Source organism: Pseudomonas sp. B1-22 (assembly GCF_050474425.1).
In the GTDB taxonomy this organism is placed as follows: Bacteria; Pseudomonadota; Gammaproteobacteria; order Pseudomonadales; family Pseudomonadaceae; genus Pseudomonas.
On sequence record NZ_JBCHVH010000007.1, the window covers coordinates 356,275 to 369,973 of the forward strand.

The following is a 13,699-nucleotide window of genomic DNA, read 5'->3' on the forward strand; positions in this document are numbered from 1 at the left end:
GCCGCGCCCACCTCCTCCGGTGAGAATCGACCATGCATAACAACAACACCCGGGGCCTGCGTGCCGCTCTGATCTACATCGCCGCCACCGCGCTCATCGTCATCGGGGTCCAGCCGATTCTCATCGGCCTGTTCAGCGAACGCCTCTCCCTGGACCTCAGCCAACAGGGCTGGCTCCTCTCCAGCGACATGGCCGGCATACTGCTCGGAACCTTGCTGCTGCCTGCGGTAGAGCGTCGTATCGGCGGGCGCGGCCTCTACCTCTGCGCGGCGCTTGCCACCGCAGCCTTCAACATCACCAGCGCTACGCTGGATGGCTTCGCCTCCTTGCTGGCCTGCCGTTGCGCCTGCGGCGTCGGCGCCGGCCTGCTCTATGCCGGCGCCATCAATGCGCTGGGTCGCCTGCCCGGCCAGGATCGCTCCTACGGCCTCACCCTGCTCCTGCAAACCCTGGTGTTTGCAGCGTTCGCCGCCAACCTGCCGGTGCTCGCCGTGGCTGTCGGCGACAGCCTGGCGCTCGCCTCCATCGGCATCTGGTTCGTGCTGATCGCCCTGGTCTGCCTGGCCATTCCGGCCCAACTGCGCAGCGAAGGACCGGCCAGGAACGCAGGCTCGGGCGTCGGTTCGGCACGCATTGGCCGCTTCGCCCTGCTCGGCATGCTCTGCCTGCAACTGGCGATCTACTGCATCTGGGGATTCATCGATCAGCTGGGCCGCGAACGCGGCATCGGCGCCATCGACATTGGCTGGGCCTTCGGCCTTGGCGTGCTGGGTGGACTGCCCGGTGCCGCCCTGCCGAGCCTGCTGGGCGGACGGGTCAGCCGTGGGCCGATGATCGGCCTGGGCTCGTTGCTGGTCCTGGCGTCCATCATCATGCTGGACGGCTATACCAGTACGGGCAGACAGCTTTGCGCCGCACTGTTCCTGATGAACTTTGGCTGGGTCCTGGCCCTGACCTATTACATGTCCTCGATCAGCACCAACGACCCTCGCGGTAATCTCACCCAGTTGGTGAGCGTGGTTCAGTCCGGCGCGGCGACCATCGCCCCCGCGCTAATCGCGGTGCTCTTGCAACGAACCGATCATGAGGCGATCTTCCTGACGTCCGGCCTGGCAGTAATCGCCGGGTTTGGCCTGAAATGCGCCGCCGGAGTATCCGTACGAAGGTCCGCCTCGGAAGGCTGAAAACAGCCGAATCGAAAACGCTTATGGCGTTTATGCAAACCCAGCCTGTGGAGTGCCATGAAAGACCTCATCCGCCACCTGTCCGTCTCCGCCGTGGTGGCGGGACTGATAGCGACCTTGATCTCCTACGCCGGTCCACTGGTGATCGTCTTCCAGGCCGCTCAGGGCGCTGGGCTTCCCGACAGCATGGTGTCTTCCTGGATCTGGGCCATTTCCATCGGCAGCGGCGTCCTCGGGATCGTGCTGAGCCTGCGCTACAAGGTACCGATCATCATTGCCTGGTCGGCGCCGGGTTCGGCCTTGCTCGTCACGCTGCTGCCCCACGTCACCCTGAACGAGGCCATCGGCGCCTATCTGGTTTCCGGCCTGATCATCTTCCTGGTCGGCGTTTCCGGTGCATTCGATCGCATCGTCGGCAAGCTCCCGCCAGCGATATCCGCGGCCATGCTCGCCGGCATTCTGTTCAGCTTCGGGACCCAGCTGTTCGTGTCACTTCAGGCCAAACCCGTGCTGGTGCTGGCGATGCTCATTGCCTACCTCCTGGGCAGGCGCCTCGCGCCGAGATACGCCGTTGCCCTGGTTCTTGTAGTGGGTTGCATGACCGCAATCGCAGCGGGGGATCTGCACGCATCCTCCCTGGTCACAGGCCTGGCGACACCGCAGTGGATAAGCCCGGCGTTCAGCCTCCACGCGATATTGAATATTGCCTTGCCGCTCGTGGTGGTCGCCCTTACCGGACAATTCGTTCCCGGCATCGCGGTGTTGCGCAATGACGGCTACCAGACGCCTGCTCGGCCGCTGCTCGCCAGCAGCGCCCTGGGCACGCTCCTGTTGGCGCCGTTCGGTTGCCACGGGCTGACGCTCTCGGCAATCACGGCGGCGATCTGCACCGGCCGGGAAGCCCATGAAGATCCTTCCCGCCGCTACGTAGCCGGCGTAGCGGGAGGCGTCGCCTATCTGCTTCTGGGACTTTTCGGCGCGACGCTGGTGTCCCTCTTCAGCGCCTTCCCCCATGAACTGATCGCAGCTCTCGCTGGCCTGGCCCTTCTGGGCGCGATCGGGGGAGCGTTGAGCGGCGCGATGGGCAGCCCCCAGGACCGCGAGGCCGCTCTGATCACCTTCCTGGTGACCGCATCGGGCATGTCGTTCCTCGGCCTCTCGGCAGCCTTCTGGGGATTGATCGTTGGCCTTTTCGCCCACCTTGTACTGGCGGTCCGCAAAGCGAGGCGAAGTGAAGTGTCGGTTGCCGGCTGATCGCGACGAGGGTGCACCTTCCCGCCCTCACCAGGCGGGGCCCGCACTTCAATATCGTCATCGGTCGCGGCATCTACCTTGAGCACTGCCGGACCAATCCTATGGGCGCACATAGCCACCGGTGACCATGGTCCGTCTGGATCAGACGCACCATGGTCCGCTACCGGCCGATCTCGGATACCTCGCGCAAGCACGATCAAATCAACCGTCGCCGATCGCTGGTCGAAGCCTCCAGCTCACTTGGTGTCCAGCTTCAGATCATGCGCATTCTCCATCGCTTGTTTTTCCGCTGCGGCATTGACCGCCGCCTGCCGGTTCTGCTCGGCCGTATAACACGCATCTCGGCTGATTCCCTGCGCCTGGCAATCAGCCATACGTTGCGCAGCGGTGGAACAACCCGCCATCACGATGACGGCGGCGGTGATGGCAACTGCATAGAGGGCTCGCATGGAACTTCCTTCATCAATCATTTATTGGGATGGGGCAATAAGGCTCGGCGCGTACGGAAACGCTCCGTTGTGAATCGACGGCGTCACTCGATCTTGAAGTGGATGCTGTAGTTCACCTTCTCGCCGCGCCGGGCGGTGGCGCGCGTCTGGTAGACCTGCACGCTGTAGGTACCGGATGCCGGCAATGCGCCGCTCCAGTCCTGGCCGACGGAGCCGCCGCCCAGGGCGGTCGATTCCCCCGGTTTGTCGCCCGGCGCGAACAGGTTGAAGTTGGCGTTGCTGCTGCCGCTGACACCTACCGTCATCTTCTGGCCGGCCTTGGCCGACAGCGTATAGAGGACAGTGTCATAACCCTTGAAGCTGCCTTTGCTGACCGAGCTGCTCGCGCCTTTGGCGAAATGCACCGGAACCGTCGTCGTGGTGTCGGCGGCCAGCGCGAGTGCGGGGGTGGCGGCGAGCAGGCAGGCCAGTAGCAGGGACGTTTTCATGGTGATCATCCTGTGATGAGTGAGTGAGGTGAAATCAAGGCGGCGGGCCGGATCATGAGGCGGCCTGCCAGTGGTGGCTGGCGACGAACGCCAGGAACTCGTCCAGCGGCATCGCCTTGCCGAACAGCCAGCCCTGGCCGAACTGCACGCCGCGCTGGCGCAGGTACTGCAGTTGCTCGTCGGTCTCGATGCCTTCGGCCACCAGCAGCAGGTTCAGCTGGCACGCCATGGAGATGGTGTGGTCGGTCACCGGGCAGGGTGTGCCCACGGACAGGGACTGGACAAAGGAGCGGTCGATCTTGAGCAGGTCCAGCGGCAGCCTCCGCAGGTACTGCAGGCTGGAATAGCCCGTGCCGAAGTCGTCCAGGGCGATCGGGTGGCCCGCCTCGCGACTTTGCAGCAGTGTCCGGTGCGCCTCCTCGATGCTCAACAGGCAGCTTTCGGTCACCTCCAGCCAGATCGATTCGGCAGCGATACCTTCGCGCCGCAGTGACTCGGCCAGGAGCGGCTGATAATTGCCCGTCGCCACATCCCGGGCCGACAGGTTGATCGACACATGCTGCAGGCGACCGGTCGCCAGGCTGGCGCCCAGTTCACGGCAGACCGTGGTGATGACCTGCGCCGTCATCCGCTCGACCAGGCCGCTGGATTCCGCCAGCGGCAGGAAAGTGTCGGGCATGGCCACCGAACCGTCAGCGCGGCGCCAACGCACCAGCGCTTCCGCACCCATGCAGCGGCCGTCGCGCAGGTCGAGGATAGGCTGATAGAACGCGGTGAATTCGGCGTTCGCCACCGCCCGGGACAGCACGGCCAGTGGCGACAGGTGCGCGCGTACCCGTCGCGCAACGGCCCAGCACCAGACGCCGGACAGCAGCAATCCCAACGGCACGAGCATCAGCAGCTCGCGCCACAGGTTGCGCAGCAGTTCCTGGCGGGTGACGGCGGCGACGGTCTGCCAGTTGCCATGGGCGATCCGGGTGTAGATATAGCCGTCCCGCAACCCGGAATGCGGCTCGCTGTGGATGCGCGTGAGTACCTGGGCGAAGCCGGCGGCGGGGGTTCCCAGCCAGTGCCCCGCTGGCGTACCCAGCGCCAGGCTGACGCCGGGTGCAAGGGAGGTCTCGAGGAAGTGCTCGGGATCGATCAGCAGGTTGAACGCGGCGTCCTGCAAGGCCAGCATGGGCCTGGCCGGCGCCACGAAGGGTTCCACGTTGACCGATACGCCCATGCCCTCGCGAGTGCGGAAGTCTGCCGGCCAACGCTCCACGCGGCGGTCGAGCATGCCCCAGGAGCTGCAGACGAAAACCTCTTCTTCGACGTAACCCACCGCCTTCACCGCCAGCGTATCGATGGCCACCAGACGCATCTGCTCGATACCGTCCACCGAGCACGGCGGCAACGGCGAGCGGTTCAGCTCGCGGAGCGCGGCGGCGGCCTGGGCGAAGGTGTCGTCCGCCCGTTGGGAAGCGAGCCTGGCCAGTGTCTCCAGGCGTTCGGCGGTGTGTTGCATGACCAGGTGCCAGGCCAGGTAGCTGGTACCGGCCTGTACCAGAGCGACACCCAGCAGGCTGGCGATGACGCCGGTCCTGACGATGCGAGCGCGACTCATGATGGGTCTCCAGAGGCGCACGGCGTGCGCCCGAGCGGGATGATCCACTACCAGAGGTAGCGGTAGCCGAGGGTCAGTGCGAGCGGTTGCTCGATCTCGTGGCCGTTGGCGTAGTGGGCTTCGACCGTCAGCTTCTGGTGGGCGCTGACCAGCAGCGAGCCTCCGGCGCCCAGTTCCGCACGCGAGCCGGGCAGCTGGTTGTCCAGCGCGTGGCCATTGACCTTCACCTCGCTGTCGCCGGCCAGCTCGTCGATCCACGAGGCGCTGAGGTAGCCCTCCGCCTGCATGCCGGATTCGAGCTGCCAGTTGCGCCCGGCGCGGCCGCCGGCGCGGGCCTGCACGGAATCCACGGCGTCGCCATCCACTTCCAGCTGGTCGCTGCTGGTGTATTGCGGCCCTTGCAGATGCGCGCCGGCCAGTTGCACCTGGGGTTCGACGAACCAGCCCTGGCCCAGGGCGATGGTGCGCCCCAGTTCGAGGCTGGCGCCGTAGGCATCGGCGTCATAGTGGCCACGCACCTGGCCGCCGACATTGGTACGCGCCTTCACCTCGCCGCGCAGATGGTCGTACTTCAGCACCGAGTCCAGATACCAGCCGTCGTCCCGCACGTAGGTGGCGTAGAAGCCGACGCTGCGGCTGTCGAGGTCGCCGGAACTGTGCTCGCCGAAGTCCTGGTCGGAATGGCCGAGACCGAGCATGCCGCCGACATAGAGCGCTCCATCGCCCCGCTCCAGGGCGCGGTCGGCGCCGATCTCGCCGCCGCTCAGGCGCTGATCGAAGGCGCGGCTCTCGCCGCTGTCCACGTTCAGCTTGGCGCCCATGGCGCGTGTCCAGAGGCCGCCCTGGTCGTGCCCCTGGTGCAGTTCGCCGAGCCGGCGAGTCAGGGTGCCCAGTTCGTTCTGCCAGAGGTTGGCGGCTGCCGTCTGCATGCCCAGCGCGGCATTGGCGCCCTTGGACAGACGCTGCGCCTGGTTGTGCGGGCGGGATGCCGGGACCAGCGTGCTCATGGCCACCGCGGGAGTGCCGGGGACGATCGCGGGCCGCTGCGCCGGCGTCAGCGCCGTCATCTGCACTGTGCTGACCTTGGGCTGCTGCACGGGTTGCGGGCGCGTCGCAGGGTTCAGCGGGGTCATCGGGAGCGTGTTGCCTTTGGGCATGGGCACCTTGTACGGGAGCTTCGACGGATTGAGCGGCGTCATCGGGATGCTGGAACCGTTGGGCTGCGGCACCTTGTACGGCAACTTCGACGGATTGAGCGGCGTCATCGGGATGCTGGAGCCATTGGGCTGCGGCACCTTGTACGGAAGCTTCGATGGATTGAGCGATGTCATCGGGATGCTGGAGCCGTTGGGTTGCGGCACCTTGTACGGCAGCTTCGTTGGATTGAGCGGCGTCATCGGGATGCTGGAGCCGTTGGGTTGCGGCACCTTGTACGGCAGCTTCGTTGGATTGAGCGGCGTCATCGGGATGCTGGAGCCGTTGGGTTGCGGCACCTTGTACGGCTGCATCGACGGGTTGAGCGCCGTCATCGGCGCCACGCGGCCGGCTTCCACCAGGTACCAGTCGTTGCCCTGCTGCTGCAGGCCGTAGCGAAATGCACCGGCATCCACATGGCCGCCCAGCAGGCTGAACTGCCCCGCGCCGCCGGCGGTGCCGACCAGCTTCAGCGGTGCGCCGTGAGCGTCCCGGCCACTATCGGCCACCTGGATCTCGTGGCTGCCCTGGACCTGTCCCTGCACCGCCAGGAAGTCGCCCTGGGAGGTGGAGAGATCGGTTTTCATGCGGAAGCGACCATTGCCGGTAAGGTCGCCATTGACCGTCAGCACCTGGTAGCCCGTGCCGCCGAAGAAGACAGTGGAGTCCCGCAGTTTCAGGTTGCTGACTGAAGAGTTGCCGTCGAACAGCCAGGTGCTGGAGCGCAGGTCCATATCCAGCCGGCCGCGGGCCGGGTCCTGCAGCAAGGTGTTGCCGCCCAGCGCGCTGCCATCCGCCGTCAGCTCGAACAGGCCGTTGCCGTCAACGCTGGCGAGTACCGGGGCATCGACCGTGCTGCTGCTCAGGGAGGAGTTCATCGAGCTGTCCGGCCGAAGGGAGAAAGCCGCCCGGCAGACGACGACAGGCGGGAGCCCTGCACGGTCGCCTGTCCCTGGCTGCCACTGACGGCCTCGACCAGCGCCTGCGGGCCGGTCAGCCGGGTGTCGGTCAATGCCAACTGACCGACGCCCTGCCCGGCCATGAACCTTGCGGTACTGCCATCGACATTCGCCACCGCGCCTTCCAGCACACTGATGCGGCTGTCGCCCTGGATTTGCAGCGCTGGCGACTGGGCGCCGGCGCTCAGCACCTGGGTGCGCTCCAGGCGGATGTCGCTGCCGCCGCTGACAGTGGCGGCGGCAGAGCGGGCACCTTCGGTGAACAGTGATCCGTCAGCCATGCCAATGGCCGAGCCGTTCCGCGCCGACAGCGCGGCGGCATTGGTGCCCAGCGTGTGCACGCTGCTGCCGGCGCTGAGCAGGGCCTGGCTCGCAGCGTTGGCAGATATCCCTTCGCTGGCATCACCTTCGGTGAAGATGCCTGTGTCGATCAGCGACAGCGGACCGCTGGCATCCAACCACACACCGGCGCTCTCTGCCTTGTGCGTATGAATCTGCGTATCCGTCACGCTGCCGGGCAGCCCGTTGCCCTGTTCGAAGATCCCGGCGCTGCCCGTTTCGAAGGTTTCGATGGTCGAGCGCTGCACCTGCAGGCCGGACTGCGCGCCCAGCTGAATACCCTGGCTGAGGATGCCGCGCGTCACCAGGCTCGAATCGCTCAGTTGCAGGCTGGCGCCATCGACGCGGATCGCCGGGCTATTGCCACCCAGGGTCTGCACATCGGCCGAGGTGGCGTCCAGCGCGGCGCCGCCCACGGCTTCCAGCCCGCCGCCGCTGCCGGCGTTGCGCACCAGCACGTCCCGCAGGGAGAAGTCCGTACCCTGCGCGCTGATGGCCGGGCCGTTGCCGGGGATGTCGACACTCGACTGTGCCAGCACACGGGGTTGGGCGCTGGCGGCGGTGAATACCTGCGGAGCGTTGAAATCCACGGCCAGCGCCGGCGCGGCGATGAGCATGGCGATAGCGAAGGCCAACGGCGTGCAGGGAAAGTTGGGACTGCGGGTGAGGGGTTCCATGGCGAGTCACCTTGAGGGGAAGCGGTTGAGGCCATTCTTGGCGTGCCCGCTCAAAGTGAGGATGCGAAAACCAGTCACGATTTGTAGGAAAATGATTACACGAGGGTATGGTCATGCCCTAGAGTGAAAGCCAATCCCAGGGGCGATGACATGGCGCGAATACTGATCGCAGACGAACATCCGATGACCCGCTATGCCGTGCGCATGCTGTTGCAGGCAGAGCGGCACACGGTGGTCGGCGAGGCCGGCAACGGCCTCGAGGCCCTGACCCAGACCACCCGCCTCGCCCCGGACCTGCTGATCATCGATATCGACCTGTCGCAGCTCACTGGCCTGGACGTCATCTCGCGTCTGCGCGCCCGAGGCCTGACGCTGCCGATCCTGGGCTACAGCACCCAGGACTCCGAGCACTACGTCGGCCGCTTCCTGCAGGTGGGCGCCTCGGGCTTCGTCAGCAAGCACCAGGACATCGACCGGCTCAAGCAAGCCCTGGCGGTGCTTCTGCGTGGGCAAAGCTACTTCCCCGCCGAGCTGCTCGGCAGCGTGCACCGCAGCAGCCTGCAAGAGAACGATGCGGAGCGCGTGGCCTCGCTGTCCAATCGCGAGTTGAGCGTGCTCAGCCTGCTCGCCAGCGGCTACAGCAACCAGGAAATCGCCCGCGAACTCACCATCAGCGAGAAGTCCGTCAGTACCTATCGCTCCCGCATGCGCAGCAAGCTCAACCTCTCCAGCATGCTCGACCTGATCGACTTCGCCCGGCGCAACCGCCTCGCAGCGCCGGCCGACCCGCTGCATGCCCGCGACGCCAGCGACGGCGAGGCCCCCATGTGGCGCTCCATGGTCGAGAGCCTGCCGGCGGCCTTTTACGTCCGCGATACCGAGGCCCGCCTGGTGTACGCCAACCCGGCCCATCTGGAGCTCTACCAGTCGCAACTCGACGACGTGCTGGGCACCCGCACCACCGAGGTGGACTGGTACCAGCCGGCGGATGCGCGGAACATGCTGCGCTTCCTGCAGCGCGCCATCGCCGAGGAGAAGTCCTTCAGCAAGGACATCGAACTCATCGTCCATGGCGAACGCCGTGTCCTGCACCACTGGGGTACACCCTACCGCGATGGCGACGGCAATCTGCAGGGCATGATCTGCTGCAGCACCGACATCACCGAGCGCTACGACCAGGTCAACGAACTGCGGAGCCGGGCCGAGGCCGGCGAACTGGCGCACCAGCAGCTGACGGACCTGTTCACCAGCGCGACAACCCACCTGAATGAGCGCATCCAGGCCCTCTCCGACACCCTGGAGCACCCGGACCCCACGTCCCTGGAGCAGGCCCGGGCGATCCTCGACGAATTGCGGGTGCACGGTGCCTCGCTCAAGCGCGCGCTGATCGCCCAGGAAGACGTTCCGTTACAGCCGGCACGCCTGGACGAACTGGCCGCCGAAGTACTGGACGTCCTCCATAGCCAGGCGGAGCAGAAGCAGCTCGCCTTGCATCTGAAGGTCGACAACCGTTCCCGTCAGACACTGCTCGTCGATGCCAAGTCCCTGCGCGAAGCCCTCCGCCATCTCGGCCTGCATGTCATCGACCTGACGGACACGGGTGCCGTGCAGCTGCGGATCGCCACCAGCCCGAAACAGGAGCAGCTGGGCGTGCGCATTACCCTGGAAGGCGTGGCGGATGCCCGCAAGAAAGAGCTGCGCGCCTATTCGCTCGCCGAGCTGACCATGGACTACCCGGCCCGCAATTCGGCGCGCAACAGCCTCAGCCTGAACATCGCCCGGCACCTGATCAACAGCATCGGCGGCGAACTGCAGATCAGTCACCTGGCCGGCCAGGGCTGCAGTGCAAGCGTGCACCTGCTGTTGTCGATGGCTTCCGGACAGGATCGCAAGACCCGCTCGAGCTGACAGGAACATTGCCCAGTCGCTCCCGGCCCGGCTTGCCCTTCCTCGCCCGCCCCGCGCATCAAGGCTTGCGTTTCCCGGTCCCAGCACGAATCCGGGTCAGTCGGCCGACGCCGGCACCTCGCCTCGGAAGGCCGAGGGACTGAGCCCCGTCCAGCGCTTGAAGGCCCGGCGGAAGCCACGCACGTCGCTGTAGCCCAGTGCCTCGGCGATGCGCTCGATGGGCATGTCCGGATTGCCCAGCAGGCTCATGGCGCGCGCCCGGCGCACCTGCTCCTGCAAGGCGTCGAAGGTCATGTCGTGTTCGCTCAGGCGACGGCGCAGGGTGCGGCTGCTCATGTTGAGATCGCTGGCGACCTTGTCGATATGGCAGCCCTGGGACAGGTCGCGGGCGATGGCGCGCTCCACCGTCTCCAGCAGCCCCATCTTCTGCTGCACCTGCGCGCACTCCGCTTCCAGCAGGCTGAGTGCCTGGCGCAGGGCCACGGGCTGGTGGCTGGGCAGTTGCAGGTCGAGCCAGTGACTGGCGATCACCATGCGATTGTGCAGACAGCCGAAGTGCAGGTTGGGCCCCAGCACGCGCAGGTATTCGTCCAGGTAGCTGGGCGCGGCATGGGTGAACTCGAAGCGCAGTGGCTGGAATTCGCTGCCGATCAGCGTGCGGTTGTAGACCAGCAGGCTGGCGAAGAACTCCTCCACTGCGAACACCTGGACATCGGCGTAAGGCAGATGGCAATCGACTTCGACGAAACTTTCCCCGGCGCCTTCCAGCAGGCTGCAGACCGCCATGCTGCCGGTGGTGTGCTGGAAGCGCCGGCCGATCTCGAAGGCGTCGCGCAGGGTCTTGCACAGCGACAGCACGTGGCCGAGCAGGCCGAGGGTGCCGAGCACATTACGGTGGCCGACCCACAAGCCAAGGCCGCGCTCGGGCAACGCCGCCAGGGCGCGCTGGATCATGGTCACAGCCTGGCGGTAGGAGATGCGCTGGGCCGGATCCTGCAATTCCTCGACGGTGAAACCGAGCCCCAGGCACAGGCGCTCGCTGCTCACGCCCTTGTCGCTGACGACCTCGGCAAGGGTCTGCAGCAGGAAGGGTGAAACCAGGGCCAGGTCGAATTGGGCGTCGATGGGTGTGGTTGGCATGAAGGCGGCTCTCGAACCGGACGCCTGGAGTTCTTGTTCTGGGGCGGCGCGCGGCGGAGCCATCATAGCGCGTTCACGGCAGCGCCAAGGGCGGACGTAACAGAATATTGCAGGCCTTGTCCGCCAAAGCCCCCTGATTGTCCGGCAATGCCCTGCTTCATCCTGCCCCGAGCGCTTATTTCTATGGCGCGGGCCGGGCCACGCCCCGGTGCCGTCCGCCAACAAGAATAACGAGCTCACGCATGAACACTATCCGTCTCCCCCGGCAGCCTCTGGCGGCCGCCCTCTGCATCGCCGCATCCTTCTCGCTACCGGCCCTGGCCACCGAAAACGGCGTCGACAACATCGGCCCCGGCACCGACGGCTTCTTCGTCCTGCCGCTGGACGTCGACAACCTGCCGGACAACATGTTCGCCTTCAACCTCTACTACAACCACTACGAGGCCACGAAGCTGGACATCAGCTCCCTCGGCGGCAAGGTGCCGGGAGTGAAGATCACCTCCGATGCGATCATCCCGCGCCTGGATTACCTCAGCCCGCTGCGAGTGTTCGGCGGTCGCCTGGGCGGCTATGTCGCACAGCCGTACATGCGCCAGCAGGTCGAGATGTTCGGCATGGAGGGCGAACGCAACAGCCAGGGCGACACCACGGTCGCGCCGATCATCCTCTGGGACATGGGCAAGAACCTGACCCTGGGCGCCGCGCTGGAGATCACAGTGCCCACCGGCGACTACGACCCCACGCACCTGGCCAACACCGGCAACAACTTCTACACCTACAAGCCGCTGCTCTCCGCCACCTGGCTGCCCACCGAGCGCACCGAGCTGTCGGTCAAGGCCACCTACAGCTTCAACGAGGAAAACCACGACACCGATTACCGCTCCGGCCAGCTGTTCCACTTCGACTACTCGGCCAGCTACCGGGTGACCGACAACCTGCACCTCGGGGTGAACGGCTACTTCATCAAGCAGACCACCGACGACAAGCAGTACGGCAAGACCGTGACCTTCATGGGCGAGGATGTGGGCGACGGCGTGCGCGGCCAGGTATTCGCCATCGGCCCCGCCGCGCACCTGACCTTCCTCAAGTACGCCACGGCCGAGCTGCGCTGGGCCAAGGAGTTCGCGGTGGAAAACCGCCCCGAGGGCGAGATGCTCTGGGCCAAGCTGACCCTGCCGTTCACTCTCTGAGGACTGCACGGGCAGAAAAAAACCTCAGGTCATCGACCTGAGGTTTTTTGTTGCCGCGATCCGGCGCTCAGCTGTAGACCGGCCAGTGCTCGACGATGCGGCCCTCGCGCACCGCCAGCAGATCACCGAACTGCAGCAGGATCGACTCGGACTGGGTCGGGCGCAGGAACACCTGGTCGTCCACCCTCAGGCCCACGGCAGCGGAGCCGTTGATCATCTCCTGGTTCGAGCTGCGCCCGTACAGGCCGTTGAATTGCAGCCCGGCCGGCGATTCGGGCTCGGCCAGCCAGTTGCCGCCATAGATGAAGAAGGTCTTGCACTGGTTCGGGTCCCACCAGGAGAGCAGCGCCGACTTGTCGTCCAGCGCCGGAATCCGCACCGCACCGGTGCTCTTCAGCACCGGCGTGGCGATGAAGGCCGCCGGCTGGTGCTCCATCAGCGATGGCAGGTCGTAGTGGGTCGGCTTGAGCAGCGCGGAGCCTACCGATACCTCGCTGCTGGTCCGCTCATGCTCGTGCATCCGGTAGCTCGGGCTGCCGGCGGTATTCAGCGTCAGGTCCGGGCGCCAGAGCGCGGCATGTTGCGTGCGGGCGTAGTCGACGAAGCCGTCGTAAAGCGTCATGACCCTGGCGAACAGCACCTCCGGCGAGCCGAGGATGCCGGGCACGCCCATTCCGACGAAGGGGTCGTAGCCCATGAAGCCGGCGAACTCCAGGTGCTGCGGGTTGGCGCCGATCAGGGTGAGCATCCGCCCCAGGGTCGCGTGGTCGGCGACACCGCCCCGGTGCAGCCCGACGTCCAGCTCGATGTTGACCCGCAACCGGGTCTTCAACCCCTGGGCCAGCACCAGGTACTGCTGCAGGCGCTCGGGAGTATCGAGCAGCCATTGCAACTGGGCCGACGGGTCGAAGGCACCGCGATGGTTCTCGTAGAACGCCTGCGCCGAGCGCACCGGCAATGGCTTGCCCAGCAGCAGGTCGGCATCGGGGAAGCGCTCGGCGTCGTGGTTGAGGAAGGGCTGGTGGAACGACATCAGCCGGCGGGTGCCGGCGCGTCGGGCGATGTAGTCGAGCAGTTGCGGGGATGGCAGGGACTTCTCCACCAGGCGCAGGTGCTTGCCGGTGCGCTGCACCGACTGCGTCACCACGTCGATGTTGTGATCCAGGCGGTCCAGGTCGATCAGCATCACCGGGCGCATCGGCCCGTGCTCCCTGAGCTCGCGGTTCAGCCGGACGAAGTAGTCGCTGTACGGGGCACCCTTGTCGGCCGGGCGCAGCCAGGCGCCGGCGCTGGCGAGCAGAACCCCTG

11 protein-coding genes are annotated in these 13,699 nt (G+C 66.2%); 4 read left to right on the forward strand and 7 right to left on the reverse strand.

Going from position 1 to position 13,699, the window contains the following annotated elements:
• Positions 1-32: 32 nt before the first annotated feature.
• Together ACQ5BL_RS26480 and ACQ5BL_RS26485 are read left to right on the forward strand one after the other, a co-directional pair.
• Positions 33-1,184 (forward strand): MFS transporter, encoded by a 1,152-nt coding sequence (locus ACQ5BL_RS26480; RefSeq protein WP_243807642.1) that lies wholly within the window; start codon positions 33-35, stop codon positions 1,182-1,184.
• A gap of 57 nt (positions 1,185-1,241) precedes the next feature.
• Positions 1,242-2,438 carry a benzoate/H(+) symporter BenE family transporter gene (locus ACQ5BL_RS26485; protein ID WP_243807644.1) on the forward strand — a complete coding sequence of 399 codons (1,197 nt, stop codon included), beginning with the start codon at positions 1,242-1,244 and terminating at the stop codon, positions 2,436-2,438.
• A 236-nt stretch (positions 2,439-2,674) separates the two neighbouring features.
• On the opposite strand, the gene ACQ5BL_RS26490 is transcribed toward ACQ5BL_RS26485, so the two are convergent.
• The 5 genes from ACQ5BL_RS26490 to ACQ5BL_RS26510 all read right to left on the reverse strand — a co-directional run bounded on the left by ACQ5BL_RS26490 (position 2,675) and on the right by ACQ5BL_RS26510 (position 8,153).
• The gene (locus tag ACQ5BL_RS26490) at positions 2,675-2,887 is read right to left on the reverse strand and encodes a hypothetical protein (RefSeq protein WP_243807645.1); all 213 of its coding nucleotides are present in this window, start codon (positions 2,885-2,887) and stop codon (positions 2,675-2,677) included.
• Between the two features lie 83 nt (positions 2,888-2,970).
• Positions 2,971-3,375, reverse strand: coding sequence for a hypothetical protein (locus ACQ5BL_RS26495; protein ID WP_243807646.1), 405 nt, complete (start codon positions 3,373-3,375; stop codon positions 2,971-2,973).
• Between the two features lie 52 nt (positions 3,376-3,427).
• Positions 3,428-4,984 carry an EAL domain-containing protein gene (locus ACQ5BL_RS26500; protein WP_243807647.1) on the reverse strand — a complete coding sequence of 519 codons (1,557 nt, stop codon included), beginning with the start codon at positions 4,982-4,984 and terminating at the stop codon, positions 3,428-3,430.
• A gap of 47 nt (positions 4,985-5,031) precedes the next feature.
• Positions 5,032-7,056, reverse strand: coding sequence for an autotransporter outer membrane beta-barrel domain-containing protein (locus ACQ5BL_RS26505; RefSeq protein ID WP_430293343.1), 2,025 nt, complete (start codon positions 7,054-7,056; stop codon positions 5,032-5,034).
• Positions 7,053-8,153, reverse strand: a complete 1,101-nt coding sequence (locus ACQ5BL_RS26510) for a hypothetical protein (protein ID WP_243807649.1) — start codon at positions 8,151-8,153, stop codon at positions 7,053-7,055. The genes ACQ5BL_RS26505 and ACQ5BL_RS26510 overlap by 4 nt, the downstream gene beginning before the upstream one ends.
• A 150-nt stretch (positions 8,154-8,303) precedes the next feature.
• Here ACQ5BL_RS26510 and ACQ5BL_RS26515 point away from each other — a divergent pair, with 150 nt between their 5' ends.
• Positions 8,304-10,061: a response regulator gene (locus tag ACQ5BL_RS26515; RefSeq protein ID WP_243807650.1), complete on the forward strand. Its 1,758-nt coding sequence runs from the start codon at positions 8,304-8,306 to the stop codon at positions 10,059-10,061.
• 96 nt (positions 10,062-10,157) lie between these two features.
• Here ACQ5BL_RS26515 and ACQ5BL_RS26520 read toward each other — a convergent pair whose 3' ends face one another.
• Positions 10,158-11,201, reverse strand: a complete 1,044-nt coding sequence (locus tag ACQ5BL_RS26520) for an AraC family transcriptional regulator (protein ID WP_243807651.1) — start codon at positions 11,199-11,201, stop codon at positions 10,158-10,160.
• Positions 11,202-11,443: 242 nt separating this feature from the next.
• Here ACQ5BL_RS26520 and ACQ5BL_RS26525 point away from each other — a divergent pair, with 242 nt between their 5' ends.
• Positions 11,444-12,391, forward strand: coding sequence for a SphA family protein (locus tag ACQ5BL_RS26525; RefSeq protein ID WP_243807653.1), 948 nt, complete (start codon positions 11,444-11,446; stop codon positions 12,389-12,391).
• A 67-nt stretch (positions 12,392-12,458) separates the two neighbouring features.
• Here ACQ5BL_RS26525 and ACQ5BL_RS26530 read toward each other — a convergent pair whose 3' ends face one another.
• Entirely contained in the window at positions 12,459-13,667 is a 1,209-nt protein-coding gene (locus ACQ5BL_RS26530) for a DSD1 family PLP-dependent enzyme (protein ID WP_243807830.1), read from the reverse strand.
• Positions 13,668-13,699 lie beyond the last annotated feature (32 nt).

What these genes read in the sequence shown, in the direction of transcription:
- ACQ5BL_RS26480 (WP_243807642.1), top strand. Translation starts at nt 33, where the DNA reads ATGCATAACAACAACACCCGGGGCCTGCGTGCCGCTCTGATCTACATC.
- ACQ5BL_RS26485 (WP_243807644.1), top strand. Translation starts at nt 1,242, where the DNA reads ATGAAAGACCTCATCCGCCACCTGTCCGTCTCCGCCGTGGTGGCGGGA.
- ACQ5BL_RS26490 (WP_243807645.1), bottom strand. Translation starts at nt 2,887, where the DNA reads ATGCGAGCCCTCTATGCAGTTGCCATCACCGCCGCCGTCATCGTGATG.
- ACQ5BL_RS26495 (WP_243807646.1), bottom strand. Translation starts at nt 3,375, where the DNA reads ATGAAAACGTCCCTGCTACTGGCCTGCCTGCTCGCCGCCACCCCCGCA.
- ACQ5BL_RS26500 (WP_243807647.1), bottom strand. Translation starts at nt 4,984, where the DNA reads ATGAGTCGCGCTCGCATCGTCAGGACCGGCGTCATCGCCAGCCTGCTG.
- ACQ5BL_RS26505 (WP_430293343.1), bottom strand. Translation starts at nt 7,056, where the DNA reads ATGAACTCCTCCCTGAGCAGCAGCACGGTCGATGCCCCGGTACTCGCC.
- ACQ5BL_RS26510 (WP_243807649.1), bottom strand. Translation starts at nt 8,153, where the DNA reads ATGGAACCCCTCACCCGCAGTCCCAACTTTCCCTGCACGCCGTTGGCC.
- ACQ5BL_RS26515 (WP_243807650.1), top strand. Translation starts at nt 8,304, where the DNA reads ATGGCGCGAATACTGATCGCAGACGAACATCCGATGACCCGCTATGCC.
- ACQ5BL_RS26520 (WP_243807651.1), bottom strand. Translation starts at nt 11,201, where the DNA reads ATGCCAACCACACCCATCGACGCCCAATTCGACCTGGCCCTGGTTTCA.
- ACQ5BL_RS26525 (WP_243807653.1), top strand. Translation starts at nt 11,444, where the DNA reads ATGAACACTATCCGTCTCCCCCGGCAGCCTCTGGCGGCCGCCCTCTGC.